Genomic DNA, 15139 nt, shown 5'->3' with positions numbered 1-15139 from the left:
CCCCGCCAAGTTCCCCGAGTGACGGTCCCGGGCGGGAGAGTGCGGTCTAGCGTGGGTATCCGGTGATCAACGCCGGGCCTCGGCACGACCGGGGGCCCGGGCCCCACGTACCGAGGACGCCGATGTCCGCACCCCGCGCCGCCCGCCACTCCCCGTCGAGACACGCCGCCACCGGTCCCGGCCGGCAGATACGTCCCCAGATGCTCCGCGCCACCGTCCTGCCCACCCTCGCCGCCGGACTCAGCGGCACCGCGGCTGTGATCTTCACGCTCCAACTCGGCGGAGGCGCCGGCGACCGGGACGCCCGATTGTGGCCGGTCCTCGGCGGCTGCGCCCTCCTTGTGGTCGGTGCGCTCGCCGCGGCCCTGCTCGGCGGACAACGCGCGGCGAAGGCCGTCCGCGACCGGTGCGAGGCCCTGCGCCGCTCCAGCGTGCGCGGCCGGCAGGAACTGCGGACGGCCGCCGACCGGCTGGAACGGGGCGAGGCCGCGCCCCGCCCGGTGCGCGGCGGCCCGAGCGGACCGCCGCCGCACACCGATCCGGCGGGGGTGGACGAGTTCTGGCTGCTGTCCCAGGAACTCCGGGGTGCCCGGGAACAGGCGCACACGACCCTCGTCCGGCTGGCCGGCCCGGTCACCCCGTCCGACAGCGACCGCAAGGTCGAGGTCTTCGTCAACCTCGCACGCCGCCTCCAGTCCCTGGTACACCGGGAGATCGCGCTCCTCGACGACCTGGAGGACACCGTCGAGGACCCCGACCTGCTCAAGCGGCTCTTCCACGTCGATCACCTCGCGACCCGGATCCGCCGCCACGCCGAGAACCTCGCCGTCCTCGGCGGCGCCCCCTCCCGGCGCCAGTGGACCCGCCCCATCGATCTGAGCGAGGTGCTGCGCTCCTCCGTCGCGGAGGTCGAGCAGTACACGCGGGTGAAGGTGGTACCCCCGGCGGGCGGCACCGTCCGGGGGCACGCCGTGGCGGACGTCGTGCACCTGCTGGCCGAACTCGTCGAGAACGCCACCGTCTTCTCCGCCCCCGACACCGACGTGACGGTGCGCGCCGAGCGCGTGACCGCCGGGGTGGCGGTCGAGGTGGAGGACCGCGGGCTGGGCATGCCGGTCGGGGAACAGCACCGGATGAACGCCCTGCTGGGCGATCCCGACCAGGTCAACGTCCGGCACCTGCTGGCGGACGGCCGGATCGGCCTGTTCGTGGTCGCGGCGCTGGCCCGGCGGCACGGCATCGCCGTCGAGCTCAAGTCCAACATCTACGGCGGGGTGCTCGCCGTGCTCGTGTTGCCGCAGGAGCTGTTGGGCGCCGAGGCGCCGAGCGCAGCCGACGCACAGGGGGGCGGCTCCCGGGCCGGCTCGTGGGGCTCCGGGGAGACGGACACGATGCCGGCGCCCGCGCCCGTACGGGTGTCCGCCCCGCCGCACCGGCCCGAGAGTCAGGGGTCCGAGGGTCATGGGTCCGAGGGGTACGCGTCCGAGAGCCACCGGTCCGAGACCGTCGATGCGCTTCCGGCCGTGTCGACGTGGGACCCGTCCGCCCCGGGGCACTCGGCCACTCCCGTCCCGGCGACCGATCCGGAACCGTCGCGGGCGGAGGTCGTGCCGAGTGGGATCGTGCCGAGTGGGATCGTGTCGCCCGGGGTCGTGCCGACGCGTGTGGCGCCGCCCGCGTACGCGGGCGAGACCCCCGAGGTGCTCCTCGGCACGGTCGTCCCCGCGACCGGCCTCACCACCGGCGTCACCACCGTTCCCGCGAGCGGCCCCGTGAGCGGCGCGGACGTGGACCCGCCGCCGCTGCCCCGACGCCACGCCCGCGCACACCTCGTTCCCGGGCCCGGCGAGGCCACCGGCCCGAGCCGTGCCCCGGATGTCGAACCGCCCGTGCACGACGCCGGGTTGATGGCGGCCTTCCAACGGGGCTTCGGTCTCGCCCGATCGGAGGGGCCCGCATGACCACGATCCCCACCCCCCTCACCACTCCCACCCCCCACCTCGGCAAGGAGCACACCCCCATGGGCGGCGAAGCGGCGACGAAGACGGTCAGGCTCTCCGATCTCGACTGGCTGCTCAGCGGGCTGGTCCAACGGGTCCCGTACACCCGCGGCGCCGTCCTGCTCACCGCGGACGGACTCGTCACCTGCGTGTACGGTCTGGACGCCGACGACGCCGACCACATGGCCGCGCTGGCCTGCGGGCTCTACTCCCTGGGGCGCGGGGCCGGTTTGCGCTTCGCGGACGGCGCGGAGGTCCGACAGGTGGTGGTCGAACTGGACACGGCCCTCGTCTTCGTCTCGGCGGCCGGCTCCGGGACCTGTCTGGCCGTGCTCGCGGACGGGGCGGCCGACGCCGGGGTCCTCGGCTACGAGATGGCGATGCTGGTCAAGAGCGTCCGCCCGTACCTGTCGGCGCCACCGAGGCGGCCCGTCACCGCCGACGCGGAGCGATGAGGACCCGGATCGGGGGGACGCACACCGGCGGCGCGGGACGGGACACCCCGTGGCTGGACGACACCGCGGGCCGGGTGACCCGCCCGTACACCGCGAGCGGCGGACGGACCCGGCCGGCCGTAGCGCTCGACCTGCTCTCGCTGGTGGCGGCGACCGGCGTACGCCCGCGTGCGCCGCTCGGGCCCGAGCACACCCTCGTCCTGCGCCTGTGCGCGGGCGTGGCGGCGGTCACGGTCGCCGAGATGGCGGGGCACCTGCGGCTCCCGACGACGGTGGTGAAGGTGCTGCTCGGCGACCTCCTCGAACACGGGGCCGTCACGGCGCAGGCGCCGCGGCACCTGGACGGCGGCGCACTGATCGCCGACGACCAGACCCTGCTGCGGGCGGTCCTCGAAGGCCTGCACCGGTGTCTGTGACGACCACCCGACCCCGCCCCGACCCCGCCCGCGCCGCCGACGAAGCGGCCGCGGGCGGGGTCGGGGAGGGCAGCGTCACCCACGCCGCCCGACCCATCACGCTCTCGGATCCGGGGGAACCGCATGACCCTGTACGCATCGACCGGCCACCTGCTCCTCACCCCCGTGGACCGGGAGGCGTCCGCGCGCACCCCGCGCCTGCGCGAACTGGACCTCGGGGAGCGGGCGGACCCGGAACTCGACGCCTTCGCGCAACACGTCGCCGAGACACTGCAAACGCCCTACGCGGGGGTCAACTTCATGGGGGAGGAGCGGCAGTTCTTCGCCGGCCTGCACCACGCGCCGGACGCCCCGCGGCGCGGCTACCCGGCCCGTTCCCTGCCCCGGGACCACGGCTACTGCCCGCACGTGGTCGTCCGGCGGCGGGCGCTGGCCCTGGAGGACGTACGGGACTACGCGCGCTTCGCCGGGAACGCGGTCGTGGACGGCAGCGGCGTACGGTCCTACCTGGGAGCCCCGTTGACGGACCGGCGGGGCTTCGTCCTGGGGACGGTGTGCGCCGTGGACCTGGTGCCGAGGCGCTGGGGACTGGACGGACTCGCGACGGTGAAGAGCCTCGCGGCCGAACTGATCGAACTGGTCCACACACGCGAGGACCGACGAGGCGCCCCCTAGGCTCCGCCCCTCAGGCGCGGGGGTCGAGGAACGCCGAGATGCGCTTGCGCAGTCCCGCGGCATCCAGTCCGTGCGCCGCGGTGTGTTCGTCGATCGTGCCGTAGCGGCGGAGTTCGGCCCGGGAGACGCCGAGGCCCAGGACGCGGTGGGGGAGGTCGGCGAGGGCGTCGTTGGCGGCGGCCGTGGACGTGCCGGCCAGGTACGGCTCGACGAGCACGACGTCGGCCGGGCCGGAGCCGACGGCCGCGCGCAGCGCCGCGTCGTCGAAGGGGCGCACGGTCGTCGCGTAGAGGACCGTGACGTCCATGTCCCGCGTCGCGGCCAACACCTCGTCCAGCAGCGGGCCGACGGCGAGCACCACGCCGGCGCCGCCTTGCCTGACCGTCTGGAAACCCAGGCCGGAGAAGGGGCGCGACCGGCTGTTCTCCTGCGCGGAGAGCCGGACGTACACCCGGTCGTCGCCGGCGGCGTAGGCGTGGCGCAGCAGTTCCTCGGCCTCGTCGGGATGGCCGGGCACGTGGATCGTCCAGCCTTCGAGGGTGTCCATCAGGGCGACGTCGCCCGGCGACATGTGGGTGAAGCCGCCGGCGGGCCAGTCGTAGCTCGCGCTCGCGCTGACCAGCACGCCGCCGGTGCCCTGGTGCCCGAAGTCCAACTTGACCTGCTCGAAAGGCCGCTCCACGAGGAAACTCGCGAAGGTGTGCATGATCGGGCGCATCCCGGTGAGGGCCAGGCCCCCGCCGACGCCCACGAGCAACTGCTCCCGGATCCCGACGTTGACGACCCGGTCCGGGTGACGTTCCCGGGCCGGACGGAATCCGTCCATGGTGATCTCGGCGAGCACGAGGGCCAGCCGGGGATCCTCGTCGAGCAGTCGAGAGGTGACCGCGATGAACCGTTCCCGCATGGTGTCCATGTTCTTCCCTGCCCCTTGGCTTCTGCTTCTCACAGGACGTCCTGATCGGGACGCCCGATCAGGACCTCTGATCAGAACTTCTTCTCGACGCGGGCGACGACGGCGTGCGGTCGACCCGGATGCGGCAGGGTGAAGGCCGCGTGCAGGGACTCGTGGTCCCGCCCGTCGACGGTGACCGCCGACCAGCCCGCCGCCTCGAAACGGGAGGCGATCCCGCCCGGCCAGCCGTGGGTCGCGGAGTCGTTGTCGATCACCACCGTGTGGAGCCGGTCCAGGCCGGCCGAACCCGCGTGGGCGAGCGCCTCGTGGTTGCTGCCCTCGTCGAGCTCGGCGTCCCCGATCAGCACCCACACCGCCGGATCGTCCAGCCCCTGCGCCCGCAGCCCGAGCGCGCTGCCGACCGCCAGCGGCAGCCCGTGTCCGAGCGAGCCGCTGCCGATCTCCACGCCGGGGATCAGGGTGCGGTCCGGGTGGTGGCCGAGCGGGGAGTCGTACGAGCCGAACCCGCTCAGCCACTCCACGGGGAAGAACCCCTTCGCGGCGAGCACGGCGTAGTAGGCCATCGGTCCGTGCCCCTTGGAGAGCAGGAACCGGTCCCGCTCGGGATCCCGGGCGGACTCGGGTCCCACCCGCAACACCCGGTCGTAGAGCACCCACAGCACGTCGAGCGTGGACGTGGCGGCGGGTCCGTGCTTCTCGGCCCCGGTCATGAGGGCGATGAGGCGGCCAAGGTCTTCGTGGCGGAGCCCGGTGTCCGCGGTTGCCTGTGTCATGCGTCCCACCGTGCAACCTCAAGTCGGCTTGAGGTCAAGCGGTCGCCGAAGCGGTGATCGAGCGTTCGGGGATCGGGTCGTGGGACCGGGCCCGGGGAACCGGTCCGGGAAAGGTGCGCGCGACCACCCTCCGAAGTGCGGTATTGTTCTCGTGCCAGTTCAACCCGGGGAAACCCCCAGGTCAGCAGGCATCGGGACGTGGCGCAGCTTGGTAGCGCACTTGACTGGGGGTCAAGGGGTCGCAGGTTCAAATCCTGTCGTCCCGACCAGCGTTTTACGCAGGTCGGAGGCCGTTCTCTCTCTGTGAGAGGACGGCCTTTCGCATGTCCGGGGTGCGGTGGTCGCCGCCGGCATGGCGCGCGCCTCGACGTGTCCACCCGGCGCGGGTCCGTCCCGACGGACGGCCGCGGGGAGGCGCTCGCCACATTCGAGGCACCCGTCATCGGTGTTGTGTACCCACTCCGTTAACATGTTCGAGCAAACAATGATCACAGTTTGAATTCATATAAATCGGCTGAAAATTGATATCTAGGGTGTCGCGATCCCTTTCGCGAAGTGGCGGCGGAATCGGGTTCGCCGGGTGGCGTCGGCCGCGGGTCCTGTTGTGGGCCGCGGTGAGTGTGATCGCCCTCGGTTTCCTCGTCGCGCTGGAGATCGCCGCGCGCCACTACGGCGTGCCGGGCCCGGTGACCGTCCAGGCGCGTGAGGTGATCTTCGCGCCCCAGTCGGGGACCGTGCTGTACGCCAGCATGGCCTTGATGATGGTGGTGCTCACCTGGCGGCAGCGGTTCATCGCGGTCGGCACGGCCATCGGCATCGACCTGGTCTTCTGGCTCGTGCGGTGGCTGGTCGGCGCCCAGATGATGTTCGGCAACGGCGCGTTGTGGGTGACCCTCGGCTGCGCCGTCATCGCCGTCACGCGCCGCACCGGCACGGAGCGCGCCCTGCTGCTCAAGGGCGTCGGGCTGGCCCTGCTGCTGGTGGCCGGCCGCAAGACCGGCTATACCTGGCTGCTGATCACGTCCAAGACCCGCCCGATGGTCCTCGACCAGTACGTGGCGACGGCCGATCACGCGCTCGGCAACCCGTCGTGGGTCGTGGGCCGCCTGGTCGAGGCCACCGGCGCGGTCGGCGCCCACGTCCTCGACTGGGTCTACATCCAGCTCGCGGTCGCCGCGGTCGCCGTCGCGCTGTACCAACTGCGCAGGGTGCAGATCGAGCGCCGCTTCCCGAGCCACCACCTGGTGCGCACGTTCCTGGTCATCGGCCTGCTCGGGCCGGGCATCTACATGATCTTCCCGGTGGTCGGGCCGATCTTCGCCTACGGCGCCGACGGCGGGCAGTGGGCGCTGGCCGACCTGTGGCCGAACACCCCGCCGCCGACCGGCGTCCCGCAGGCGATGCCCTTCGACGGGTTCACCCCGCGCAATTGCATGCCCAGCCTCCACACGGCATGGGCCACCACGATCTTCATCCATTCCCGCAAGGCCCCGCGGGCCCTGCGGTTCGCGGGCACGTTCTGGCTGATCGCGACGCTCGGCGCCACGCTGGGCTTCGGTTACCACTACGGCGCGGACATCATCGCCGGCGTGGTGTTCACGCTCACGATCGAGGCGGGGCTGCGCTCGCTCGCCCGCGGCTGGGACCGGTCCGGGGCCCTCCTGGTCGCCCACGGTGGCGCGGTGTTCGTCGCGCTCCTGGTGTCGTACCGCTACTTGTCGACGGAGATGGCCGGACTCCCCTGGGTGTTCGGACCGCTGCTCCTCCTCGCGACGGGCTCGGTGATCCACGCCTACCTGCGCACCACCAAGGCGTGGGAACGGACCACCCCGTCGGCGCGCATTCCGGAACAGCGACGCGAACCCCAGCCCGAACTGGTCTGAGTCGTCTCGCGGCGGCCCGCGGCCGCCGGGGTCGTCCGAGCCCTGTGCCGGGCCCGTCCGGCCCTTGCGAGGATCCCGGCCGCCGCGTCCGACGACTCAGGCGATGACCGCGCCGTCGGGCAGGGGTTCCCGCCGCGCCCACCAGGCCTGCGGGACACCGGCCGTGCCGGTGCGCGCGGCGACCGTTCCGGCGCTGATCGCGCAGTTGGTGTCGATGTCGCCGAGACCCTCCGCCGTGGCCCACAGCGCGTCGAGGAGACTGTCCAGGTGCCGGGCCGCGGACCACAGGGCGAAGGGCACCGTGTCGCTCGCGCGGATCAACCGGCCGTTGCCGAGCACGTCGGCGGCCTCGCCCGGCCCGGTGTCGGCGGGCAGCGCGGCGGCCCGGCGCAGGCCCTGCGCGACCTGCCCGGCGGGTGTGAGGGCGGCCACCTCGCGCAGGAAGGCCGACGCCTCGGGAACGGGCCGGTCCCGGCTGCGCGCGGCCAGGGCGGCCGCCACGGCCACCGCCACGGCGCCCGCGATCCCCTCCGGGTGCGCGTGGGTGACCTCGGCCGACAGCACGGCCTGGTCCGCCACCTCGTCCAGGTCCTCGTGGAACCACGCGCCCAGCGGCGCCACCCGCATCGCCGCGCCGTTGCCGAGACTGCCCTGTCCGTCGAAGAGGTTCCTCGCCTCGGTGCGCCAACTCGCCGGCCTCTTCGCGAGTTCCGGGAGGAGCCGGCGCATGCCGTGGCCGTAGCCGCGGTGGGCGTCCGCCACATAGGCCGCGCCGAAGGCCTCGGCCAATCGGTCCTGGCGTACGGTGCCGTGCTCCCTCAGGACGCGGAGCACCGACACCGCCATCGCCGTGTCGTCGGTCCAGCGCCAGGTCGGCTCGTGCGGCGCACGGCGCGCCCGGATCCCCTCGATCGCCGCATCGCCGGGTCGGAAGTACGGAAGCCACAGCTCCCCGAACGCGTCACCGAGGGCCAGGCCTTCGAGGGCGTCACGTGCGGCGTCCACGGGTGTCGTCATGGATCGCATGCTGCCGGTACGACCGCCCCGCGCGCACCCGTTTTACGCATCCCGGCCCCGCCCTGCCCGGGACTCAGGTGCCGGCCAGGAGGAGCCCGCCCATGGTGATCATCGTCGCGGCGACCAGGCCGTCCAGGACCCGCCAGGCCGAGGGCCGGGCGAGGAGGCCGCTGAGCAGCCGCGATCCGTAGCCGAGCGCGCTGAACCACGCCAGGCTGGCCAGGACGGCGCCGCCGCCGAAGGCCCAGCGCAGATCGCCCCGGTCCGCCGCGAGGGAGCCCACGAGCAGCACGGTGTCCAGGTAGACGTGCGGGTTGAGCCAGGTCATCGCCAGGCAGGTCAGGACGGCCGTGCGGGCGGACCCGGGGGCCGCGCCCCGCGTGGTGAGCGCCGCGCCGGGAGCGGGACGCAGCACCCGGCGGGCCGCGAGGACCCCGTAGCCGATCAGGAAGGTGCCGCCGGCGATCCCGACGGCGGTCAGCGCGGCCGGCCAGGCGTTGACGAAGGCCCCGACCCCCGCCACGCCGAGCAGGATGAGGAGCGCGTCGGACACCGCGCAGATGGCCACCACCGGGAGGACCGATTGCCGGCGCACTCCCTGGCGAAGGACGAACGCGTTCTGGGCGCCGATGGCGACGATGAGGGAGAGACCGGTGCCGAAACCCGCGAGACCCGCCGTGGTGATGCCGTGTGTCATGGCTTCGACCGTAGGCACGCGCGTCGGTTCAGTACAGCTAAAGTTTTTTACGTACCCTTAGCGCTCGTGATGGAAGAGCTTCCCCTGGAGCAGGTGCGCACCCTGCTCGCCGTGGTCGACGAGGGCACCTTCGACGCCGCGGCCGCCGCCCTGCACGTGACCCCCTCCGCGATCAGTCAGCGCGTGAAGGCCCTGGAACAGCGCACGGGCCGGGTGCTGCTGATGCGCACCAAACCCGTGCGGGCGACGGAGTCCGGGCAGGTGGTGATCCGGTTCGCCCGCCAACTGGCCCGGCTGGAACGCGACGCCCGCGCCGAGCTGGGCCTGGGCGCGGACGAGGCGCGCGGGCCGGTCCGCCTGCCGATGGCGGTCAACGCGGACTCGCTGGCCACCTGGCTGCTGCCGGCGCTGACCCGGGTGCCCCGGGACCCGCCCGTCTGCTTCGAACTGCACCGCGAGGACGAGGGACACACCACGACGCTGCTCCGCGAGGGGCAGGTGATGGCGGCGGTCACCTCCACGCCCGACCCGGTGGCCGGGTGCACGGTCCGGGCGCTCGGGCTGGCGCGCTACCTGCCGGTGGCGCGGCCCGACTTCGCCGCCCGGTACCTGACCGGGGCGTTGGAGCGGGACCTCCGGGAGGCGCCGGTGATCGTCTTCGACCGGCGCGACGAGCTCCAGGACCGGTTCGTACGGACCTTGGCGCGCGGCGCCGGCTCGGGGGCGGGGGCGAGTTCGATCAGGCACCACGTGCCGACCTCGGAGGGGTTCCGCGACGCCGTGGCCGCCGGCCTGGGATGGGGGCTGGTTCCGCAGGCGCAGGCCGACCCGCTCCTGCGGAGCGGCGAGCTGGTGCTGTTGACGCCGAAGCGGACGATGGACGTGCCGCTGTACTGGCAGCAGTGGAAGCTGGACTCGCCCGCGCTCGCGGCGGTCGCGGAGGTGATCGCGGAGGCCGCGCGGGAGGCGCTGCTGCCTCCGGCGCGCTGACTCGGGCAGGTCCTACGCTGTCGACATGGAGTCCTACACGATCGGCCAGGCCGCGCGACTGCTCGGCGTGAGCGTCGACACGGCACGCCGCTGGGCCGACGCCGAACGCTTCCCCACGCGGCGGGAGGGCTCGCGGCGCATGGTCGAGGGCCCGGACCTGGCGGCCTTCTGCGTGCAGGTGGCGCAGGAGGGCGACGAGGGCGAGGAGACCCCTTCCACCTCGGCCCGCAACGCCTTCCCGGGCATCGTCACGGCCGTGAAACTCGGCACGGTCGACGCGCAGGTGGAGATCCAGGCCGGACCGCACCGGGTCGTGTCCCTGCTGACGCGGGAGGCGGTGGAGGAACTGGGACTGGAGGTCGGTGCGCGGGCGGTCGCCCGGGTGAAGTCGACCAGCGTGTTCGTCGACCGGGGCTGAGCGTGCGGCGGGGGTGAGTCGTGCGGTCGGGGCGTGCCGGTCGGGGTGTTCGGGTCGGCGGGGCGCCGGGGGTGAGGGTGTGTCACCGGCGCCTGGTAACTTCTACAGTGTTGTAGAAGCAAGCCGACGTATGGAGCTCTCATGGCCCTGTGGGACCGCATCAAGGAGTCCGCATCGACGATGCAGACCCAGCTCGTGGCAACCAAGAACGACCTCAAGAGCGGCGCGTTCCGCGACGCGAGCATGGCGATGTGCGCCCTGGTCGCCGCCGCCGACGGGACCATCGATCCCGACGAACGGCGGCGCGTGGCGCAGTTGATCGCCGGCAACGAGGTGCTGCGGAACTTCGACGCCGACGACCTGCGCCGCCGGTTCGAGGCGAACCTGACCAAGCTCACCGCCGACTTCGACTTCGGCAAGGTCAGCGTGCTCCAGGAGATCGCCAAGGCGAAGAAGAAGCCGACCGAGGCGCGCGCCGTGATCCAGATAGGCATCGTCATCGGCGGGGCCGACGGGGACTTCGACAAGACCGAGCAGGCCGTGGTGCGCGAGGCCTGCTTCGCGCTGGACCTGCCCCCGCACGAGTTCGACCTCTGAGTCGCCCGCGCCCCTCTCCGACACCCCGGTGCCGCCGGCCGGCTCAGAGGGCCGTGGCGGTTCTCAGGACGCAGATCAGGGTCACCGCCGAGTTCGCGGACGAGAGCGCCGAGACCGTCGTGCCCGCCGCAGCGCCCCAGGTGGCCAGTCCGGCCGCCGTGCGCAGCGGAGGCCAGACGGGCGCCGGCGGGGCCGGGGACAGCAGGGCCGCCACGCGGCGCGGCACCGGCCCGGCCGTGGCCGCGGGGAGCCCCGGGGGAGTGGCGCGGGTGAGCAGGGCGGCCTTGCCGATGGCCGTGGCGACCGTACGCCGGTTGCCGACCCGGGCCGCCGCTTCCTCGTCCGCCCAGCGTTCGGCCGTGTACGACACGGCCGAACGCAACGGCCGCAGGAAGGGGTTGGCGCAGGCGGCCAGCCGCACCACCGTCTGAAACCGGTGGTGACGACCGGCGAGGTGCGCCCGCTCGTGGGCGAACAGCGCGCGCCGCTCGGCGGGGTCGAGTGCCGACAGCAACGCCGTCGTCACCACGACGCGGCCACCGTGCCGGCCCGGGCCGGGCAGCGCGTAAGCGTACGGTTCGGCGGCCGGCAGCACCGCCACCGGCCCGTCGGCCAGTCCCGCGAGGGCGTGCCGGCAGGCGCGCCGGACCCGGCGATCGCGCCACGCGCCGGCCGCGGCGCAGCCCAGTACGGCCGCCAGCGCGGGGATCGCCGCGGGGCCGGCCACCTCGTCGTAGGGGAGCGCCGCGCGCACCTCGGGGTCCGACCAGGCGTCGGGCAGCGGGTTGCCCGGCAGTTGGGCGGTGCCCACCACCATGAGCAGGGCCAGGCACAGGGTGCTGCACAGGGCCAGCGCGGCGGCCGCGCCGGTCAGCAGCCAGGTGGCGGTGCGCGGGTGCAGGTGCTGCGCGGCCGGCCGGGCGAGCGGCCAAGCGGTCAGGGGCAGAACCAGGGGAAGGAAGACGAGCAGGCCCATCGGTGTCCCTCCCGTCACGCCCGGGCCGGGCCGGAGCCGGGCGATCCGTCGCCCGGCAGCTCACCGCCGAGCAGTTCGCGCAGCAGCCGCTCGTCGTGGGGCGACAGGGCGGTGACGAAACTGGCCAGCACCGCGTTACGGTCCGCTTCCCCGTCCAGGACCTTGCGCATCCGCAGCGCGGCCAGCCCGGCGCCGTCCGCGACGGGCGTCCAACGGAACGACCGGCCGGACCGCTCCCGCTCGACGGCGCCCTTGTCGTGCAGGCGGGTCAGGATGGTGATCACCGTGGTGTAGGCGATGCCCCCGCCGATCCGCTCCTGCACCCAGCCCGCGGTGGCGGCCTCCGGGGACTCGCCGAGCGCGGCCAGCACCTGGGCCTCCAACTGGCCCTGGGCCCGACGTCGGGACGGGTGCGGGCCGGCGGCGCCACCCTCGTCGTGGTCGTTCATGCCGTCCGCCTTCCGGTCCGCGTCCCGACTGTCGCGGGGGAGGCCATCGTACTGACGCCCCGCGGCGGGGGTCCGGGTGCGGTCGTGTCCCGGCGCGGTGGTGTCCGGGGTCGGGCACCGGCGCGGCGGTGGCAGACTGGCGGCTGATCCGCCGAAGGGGAGTACCTCGTTGTCCATGTTCAGCAACCTGCGTCGGGCCGTGCGCCGCGGCTACCGGCGGGCCGTCGACCTCAGCCACCCGGCCCGTTCCCCTCTCGGCAGCGCGGTCGTCAACTGCCTCGTCTACCGCGACGGCCTCCGCCAGGAGGATTGCGGGGAGGTCGAGGAGGCACTGCGGCGGGTCCGCAAGAGCGGCGAGGGGTTCGTCTGGGTCGGCCTGCACGAGCCGAGCCAGGAGGAGATCACCGGGCTCGCCGGGCTGTTCGACCTGCACCCGCTCGCCGTCGAGGACGCCGTGAACGCCCACCAGCGGCCCAAGGTGGAGCGGTACGACGACACCCTCTTCGCCGTCTTCAAGACCGTTCGCTACGTCGAGCACGAGGAGCTGACCGCGACCAGCGAGGTCGTGGAGACCGGCGAGTTGATGGCCTTCGTCGGCGAGGACTTCGTCCTCACCATCCGACACGGCGGCCGCGGCACCCTCGGCCCCGTCCGCGAGGCCCTGGAAGCCGCCCCGGACCAACTCGCCAAGGGGCCGGCGGCCGTTCTGCACGCCATCGCCGATCACGTGGTCGACGACTACGTGGCCGTCACCGACGCCGTGCAGAACGACATGGACGCCGTCGAGACCGCGGTGTTCAGCGAGTACGGCGGTCGGGGCGACGCCGGACGGATCTACCAGCTCAAGCGCGAACTCCTCGAACTGCGCAGGGCGGTGGCGCCCGTCGGTCGACCGCTGCACCTGCTGGCCACGGAGCCGATACCGCTCATCCCGCCGGACATCCGCGCGTACTTCCGCGACGTGGCCGATCACCTCACCCGCGCCACCGAACAGATCGGCGCCTACGACGGTCTCCTCGACTCCATCCTCCAGGCCCACCTCGCGCAGGTGACCGTGGCCCAGAACGAGGACATGCGCAAGATCACGGCCTGGGCCGCGATCGTCGCCGTGCCGACCATGGTCTGCGGGGTGTACGGCATGAACTTCGACCACATGCCGGAGCTGCACTGGACGTACGGATATCCGATGGTGGTCGCGGTCATGGCGATCGCCTGCTTCGTGATCCACCGCGGATTCCGGCGCAACGGCTGGCTCTGACCCGGCCGGCTCCGAACCGGCACGACGGCGAGACCCGGGCGGGGACGTGCCCATGTACGGGTTGACGCAGCCGGGACCCCGCACGCCGAACACCGCGATCGGCGTGCGGGGACTCCTCCCGGCCCCTCGGAACCCGGCGCGGCGAAAGAGCCGCAGACACCGCGCCGGACCCGTGGTGTCCGGCCAGTCAACCAAGCCGGGCGGGGTCGCCGCGACTGGTGCCCGACACGGAAGAGCCGCCGGTCGAAGGCGTGCGGCCTGGTCGATGATCCGAACCGGCCGGCCGCGCGCCCGACCTCAACCGGCCAGACTCATCAGCATCACCGGATCGGACGTCGGCCGGGGCGATCCGCCCGCCGGCTCCAGGGTGACCCCCACCGCGGTGGCCCGGCCGACCGGCCCGGTCATCAGGGTGCTTCCGTCACCGCCGACCAGGCCCGCCGGTCGCATCCCCGGACCGTCCGCGAACCACAGTTGGTACGTCTTGCCCGCCGGTGCGGGCGCCATCCCGGAGCCGACGAACGCGGCCCGGTTCCGCGCCGTGCTCACCACCACCGTGCCCTTCGCGCCGGACGCGGTGCGACCCACCACCGTCCGGGCGTCCGGAGCGGTGATCACGTCCGTCAGGTCCTGGAGTTCGCGCAGCTCCCGGCCGGCCTGCACGGCCTGGTCCCGCTGCCACACCGCCGTGCCGCCCAGGGCGAGCGCCCCGGCCAGACAGGCCGCGAGGGCCAGCGGCAGGGCGCGCCTGCGCAGGCTCGGGATGCCGCGACGGGCCGGGGGCAGTTGCCGCACCGTGTCGATCCGGTCCAGTACGTGCGCGCGCATGGCGGGCGGCGGGGGCAGGGCGGTCGCCGAGCCGAGCCGGGCCGCCGTCGCCGTGAACTCCCGTACGTCCTGCGGGCACAGCGCGCACCGGGCCAGGTGGTGCTCGAAGGCGGTCCGTTCCTCGGAGTCCAGGGCGTTCAGGGCGTAGGCGCCGGCAAGGGCGTGCGTGTGGTCGGTCCCGGTGCTCATACGTTGACCCCCATGCAGTCGCGCAGGCGGATCAGGCCGTCGCGCAACCGTGTCTTGACCGTGGGCAGCGGGGTGCCGAGGGTCTCCGCGACCTCGCGGTACGTCAGCCCCCCGTAGTAGGCGAGGCTGACGGCCTGCCGCTGGAGTTCGGTGAGGCCGCGCACGCAGCGGCGTACCTGCTCGCTCTCCAGCCGGACCTCCACCTGCTCGCTCACCTCGTCGTAGGGGCGGGTGTGCTCCCGCGCCGCGTTGTCCTGCTCCCGGGCCGCCGCCGCCTGCGCGGAGCGGACCCGGTCCACCGCGCGCCGGTGCGCGATCGTCATCACCCAGGTCATGACGCTGCCCTTGTCGGAGCGGTAGCGCGCGGCCTGCCGCCAGACGTCGATCAGCACCTCCTGGGCCACTTCCTCGGACTGCGCCCGGTCCCGCAGGACCTTGACGACGATGCCGTAGACGGGACCCGCGACCACGTCGTAGAGCGCGGCGAAGGCGTCCTGATCGCCGCGGGCGATCTGGTCCATGAGGGCGGGCAGGTCGGGGCCGGGCTTCTCCCAGGCCGCGCCGAAGGTCACCGGTTGCCGCACGAGAGCCCCTTTCGCCCG

17 protein-coding genes and 1 tRNA gene are annotated in these 15139 nt (G+C 73.5%); 10 read left to right on the top strand and 8 right to left on the bottom strand.

What is annotated here, in order from left to right:
• The first annotated feature begins 122 nt into the window (after positions 1-122).
• The 4 genes from OG906_RS07310 (at position 123) to OG906_RS07295 (ending at position 3546) form a co-directional block, all read left to right on the top strand.
• Positions 123-1961, top strand: a complete 1839-nt coding sequence (locus OG906_RS07310; protein ID WP_329441072.1) for a sensor histidine kinase — start codon at positions 123-125, stop codon at positions 1959-1961.
• A 59-nt stretch (positions 1962-2020) separates the two neighbouring features.
• Positions 2021-2455 carry a roadblock/LC7 domain-containing protein gene (locus OG906_RS07305; protein WP_329447955.1) on the top strand — a complete coding sequence of 145 codons (435 nt, stop codon included), beginning with the start codon at positions 2021-2023 and terminating at the stop codon, positions 2453-2455.
• Positions 2452-2871: a DUF742 domain-containing protein gene (locus OG906_RS07300; protein WP_329441071.1), complete on the top strand. Its 420-nt coding sequence runs from the start codon at positions 2452-2454 to the stop codon at positions 2869-2871. The genes OG906_RS07305 and OG906_RS07300 overlap by 4 nt, the downstream gene beginning before the upstream one ends.
• Positions 2872-2994: 123 nt before the next feature.
• Positions 2995-3546, top strand: a complete 552-nt coding sequence (locus tag OG906_RS07295; protein WP_329441069.1) for a GAF domain-containing protein — start codon at positions 2995-2997, stop codon at positions 3544-3546.
• Positions 3547-3556: 10 nt separating this feature from the next.
• Here OG906_RS07295 and OG906_RS07290 read toward each other — a convergent pair whose 3' ends face one another.
• Both OG906_RS07290 and OG906_RS07285 read right to left on the bottom strand, forming a co-directional pair.
• Positions 3557-4462, bottom strand: a complete 906-nt coding sequence (locus OG906_RS07290; RefSeq protein ID WP_267800300.1) for a transketolase family protein — start codon at positions 4460-4462, stop codon at positions 3557-3559.
• A gap of 71 nt (positions 4463-4533) precedes the next feature.
• On the bottom strand, positions 4534-5235 hold the full coding sequence (locus OG906_RS07285) for a thiamine pyrophosphate-dependent enzyme (protein ID WP_329441065.1): 702 nt from the start codon (positions 5233-5235) through the stop codon (positions 4534-4536).
• A gap of 192 nt (positions 5236-5427) precedes the next feature.
• On the opposite strand from OG906_RS07285, the gene OG906_RS07280 reads away from it, so the two are divergent.
• Positions 5428-5504, top strand: a tRNA-Pro gene (locus OG906_RS07280).
• 297 nt (positions 5505-5801) lie between these two features.
• Positions 5802-7118: a phosphatase PAP2 family protein gene (locus tag OG906_RS07275; protein ID WP_443067448.1), complete on the top strand. Its 1317-nt coding sequence runs from the start codon at positions 5802-5804 to the stop codon at positions 7116-7118.
• A gap of 96 nt (positions 7119-7214) precedes the next feature.
• On the opposite strand, the gene OG906_RS07270 is transcribed toward OG906_RS07275, so the two are convergent.
• Complete coding sequence (locus OG906_RS07270) at positions 7215-8135, bottom strand: ADP-ribosylglycohydrolase family protein (protein WP_329441062.1); 921 nt, start codon at positions 8133-8135, stop codon at positions 7215-7217.
• Between the two features lie 73 nt (positions 8136-8208).
• On the bottom strand, positions 8209-8832 hold the full coding sequence (locus OG906_RS07265) for a LysE/ArgO family amino acid transporter (protein WP_329441060.1): 624 nt from the start codon (positions 8830-8832) through the stop codon (positions 8209-8211).
• Positions 8833-8901: 69 nt separating this feature from the next.
• Between OG906_RS07265 and OG906_RS07260 the strand changes: the two genes are divergently transcribed.
• The 3 genes from OG906_RS07260 to OG906_RS07250 all read left to right on the top strand — a co-directional run bounded on the left by OG906_RS07260 (position 8902) and on the right by OG906_RS07250 (position 10837).
• Positions 8902-9822, top strand: a complete 921-nt coding sequence (locus tag OG906_RS07260; protein WP_329447954.1) for a LysR family transcriptional regulator ArgP — start codon at positions 8902-8904, stop codon at positions 9820-9822.
• Positions 9823-9847: 25 nt separating this feature from the next.
• A complete protein-coding gene (locus tag OG906_RS07255) occupies positions 9848-10240 on the top strand; it encodes a TOBE domain-containing protein (protein ID WP_329441058.1) in 393 nt (130 codons plus the stop codon).
• 141 nt (positions 10241-10381) lie between these two features.
• Positions 10382-10837: a tellurite resistance TerB family protein gene (locus OG906_RS07250; RefSeq protein ID WP_329441055.1), complete on the top strand. Its 456-nt coding sequence runs from the start codon at positions 10382-10384 to the stop codon at positions 10835-10837.
• 43 nt (positions 10838-10880) lie between these two features.
• On the opposite strand, the gene OG906_RS07245 is transcribed toward OG906_RS07250, so the two are convergent.
• Positions 10881-11813 carry a M56 family metallopeptidase gene (locus OG906_RS07245; protein ID WP_329441053.1) on the bottom strand — a complete coding sequence of 311 codons (933 nt, stop codon included), beginning with the start codon at positions 11811-11813 and terminating at the stop codon, positions 10881-10883.
• A 14-nt stretch (positions 11814-11827) separates the two neighbouring features.
• Complete coding sequence (locus OG906_RS07240) at positions 11828-12262, bottom strand: BlaI/MecI/CopY family transcriptional regulator (RefSeq protein WP_329441051.1); 435 nt, start codon at positions 12260-12262, stop codon at positions 11828-11830.
• A 175-nt stretch (positions 12263-12437) separates the two neighbouring features.
• Here OG906_RS07240 and corA point away from each other — a divergent pair, with 175 nt between their 5' ends.
• Positions 12438-13520, top strand: a complete 1083-nt coding sequence (gene corA, locus OG906_RS07235) for a magnesium/cobalt transporter CorA (RefSeq protein WP_329447953.1) — start codon at positions 12438-12440, stop codon at positions 13518-13520.
• A 297-nt stretch (positions 13521-13817) separates the two neighbouring features.
• Here the strand turns inward: corA and OG906_RS07230 are convergent, their stop codons facing one another.
• Together OG906_RS07230 and sigK are read right to left on the bottom strand one after the other, a co-directional pair.
• Positions 13818-14537, bottom strand: a complete 720-nt coding sequence (locus tag OG906_RS07230; RefSeq protein WP_329441049.1) for an anti-sigma factor — start codon at positions 14535-14537, stop codon at positions 13818-13820.
• Positions 14534-15058, bottom strand: coding sequence for an ECF RNA polymerase sigma factor SigK (sigK, locus tag OG906_RS07225; RefSeq protein ID WP_385638250.1), 525 nt, complete (start codon positions 15056-15058; stop codon positions 14534-14536). The genes OG906_RS07230 and sigK overlap by 4 nt, the downstream gene beginning before the upstream one ends.
• Positions 15059-15139: the final 81 nt, after the last annotated feature.

Source organism: Streptomyces sp. NBC_01426 (assembly GCF_036231985.1).
In the GTDB taxonomy this organism is placed as follows: Bacteria; Actinomycetota; Actinomycetes; order Streptomycetales; family Streptomycetaceae; genus Streptomyces.
Note: the sequence above shows the minus strand (reverse complement) of the source record. Positions and strands in the feature narration are given on the sequence as shown.

What these genes read in the sequence shown, in the direction of transcription:
- OG906_RS07250 (WP_329441055.1), top strand. Translation starts at nt 10,382, where the DNA reads ATGGCCCTGTGGGACCGCATCAAGGAGTCCGCATCGACGATGCAGACC.
- OG906_RS07230 (WP_329441049.1), bottom strand. Translation starts at nt 14,537, where the DNA reads ATGAGCACCGGGACCGACCACACGCACGCCCTTGCCGGCGCCTACGCC.
- OG906_RS07240 (WP_329441051.1), bottom strand. Translation starts at nt 12,262, where the DNA reads ATGAACGACCACGACGAGGGTGGCGCCGCCGGCCCGCACCCGTCCCGA.
- OG906_RS07270 (WP_329441062.1), bottom strand. Translation starts at nt 8,135, where the DNA reads ATGACGACACCCGTGGACGCCGCACGTGACGCCCTCGAAGGCCTGGCC.
- OG906_RS07295 (WP_329441069.1), top strand. Translation starts at nt 2,995, where the DNA reads ATGACCCTGTACGCATCGACCGGCCACCTGCTCCTCACCCCCGTGGAC.
- OG906_RS07265 (WP_329441060.1), bottom strand. Translation starts at nt 8,832, where the DNA reads ATGACACACGGCATCACCACGGCGGGTCTCGCGGGTTTCGGCACCGGT.
- OG906_RS07300 (WP_329441071.1), top strand. Translation starts at nt 2,452, where the DNA reads ATGAGGACCCGGATCGGGGGGACGCACACCGGCGGCGCGGGACGGGAC.
- sigK (WP_385638250.1), bottom strand. Translation starts at nt 15,058, where the DNA reads ATGGACCAGATCGCCCGCGGCGATCAGGACGCCTTCGCCGCGCTCTAC.
- corA (WP_329447953.1), top strand. Translation starts at nt 12,438, where the DNA reads ATGTTCAGCAACCTGCGTCGGGCCGTGCGCCGCGGCTACCGGCGGGCC.
- OG906_RS07245 (WP_329441053.1), bottom strand. Translation starts at nt 11,813, where the DNA reads ATGGGCCTGCTCGTCTTCCTTCCCCTGGTTCTGCCCCTGACCGCTTGG.
- OG906_RS07310 (WP_329441072.1), top strand. Translation starts at nt 123, where the DNA reads ATGTCCGCACCCCGCGCCGCCCGCCACTCCCCGTCGAGACACGCCGCC.
- OG906_RS07305 (WP_329447955.1), top strand. Translation starts at nt 2,021, where the DNA reads ATGGGCGGCGAAGCGGCGACGAAGACGGTCAGGCTCTCCGATCTCGAC.
- OG906_RS07260 (WP_329447954.1), top strand. Translation starts at nt 8,902, where the DNA reads ATGGAAGAGCTTCCCCTGGAGCAGGTGCGCACCCTGCTCGCCGTGGTC.
- OG906_RS07255 (WP_329441058.1), top strand. Translation starts at nt 9,848, where the DNA reads ATGGAGTCCTACACGATCGGCCAGGCCGCGCGACTGCTCGGCGTGAGC.
- OG906_RS07285 (WP_329441065.1), bottom strand. Translation starts at nt 5,235, where the DNA reads ATGACACAGGCAACCGCGGACACCGGGCTCCGCCACGAAGACCTTGGC.
- OG906_RS07290 (WP_267800300.1), bottom strand. Translation starts at nt 4,462, where the DNA reads ATGGACACCATGCGGGAACGGTTCATCGCGGTCACCTCTCGACTGCTC.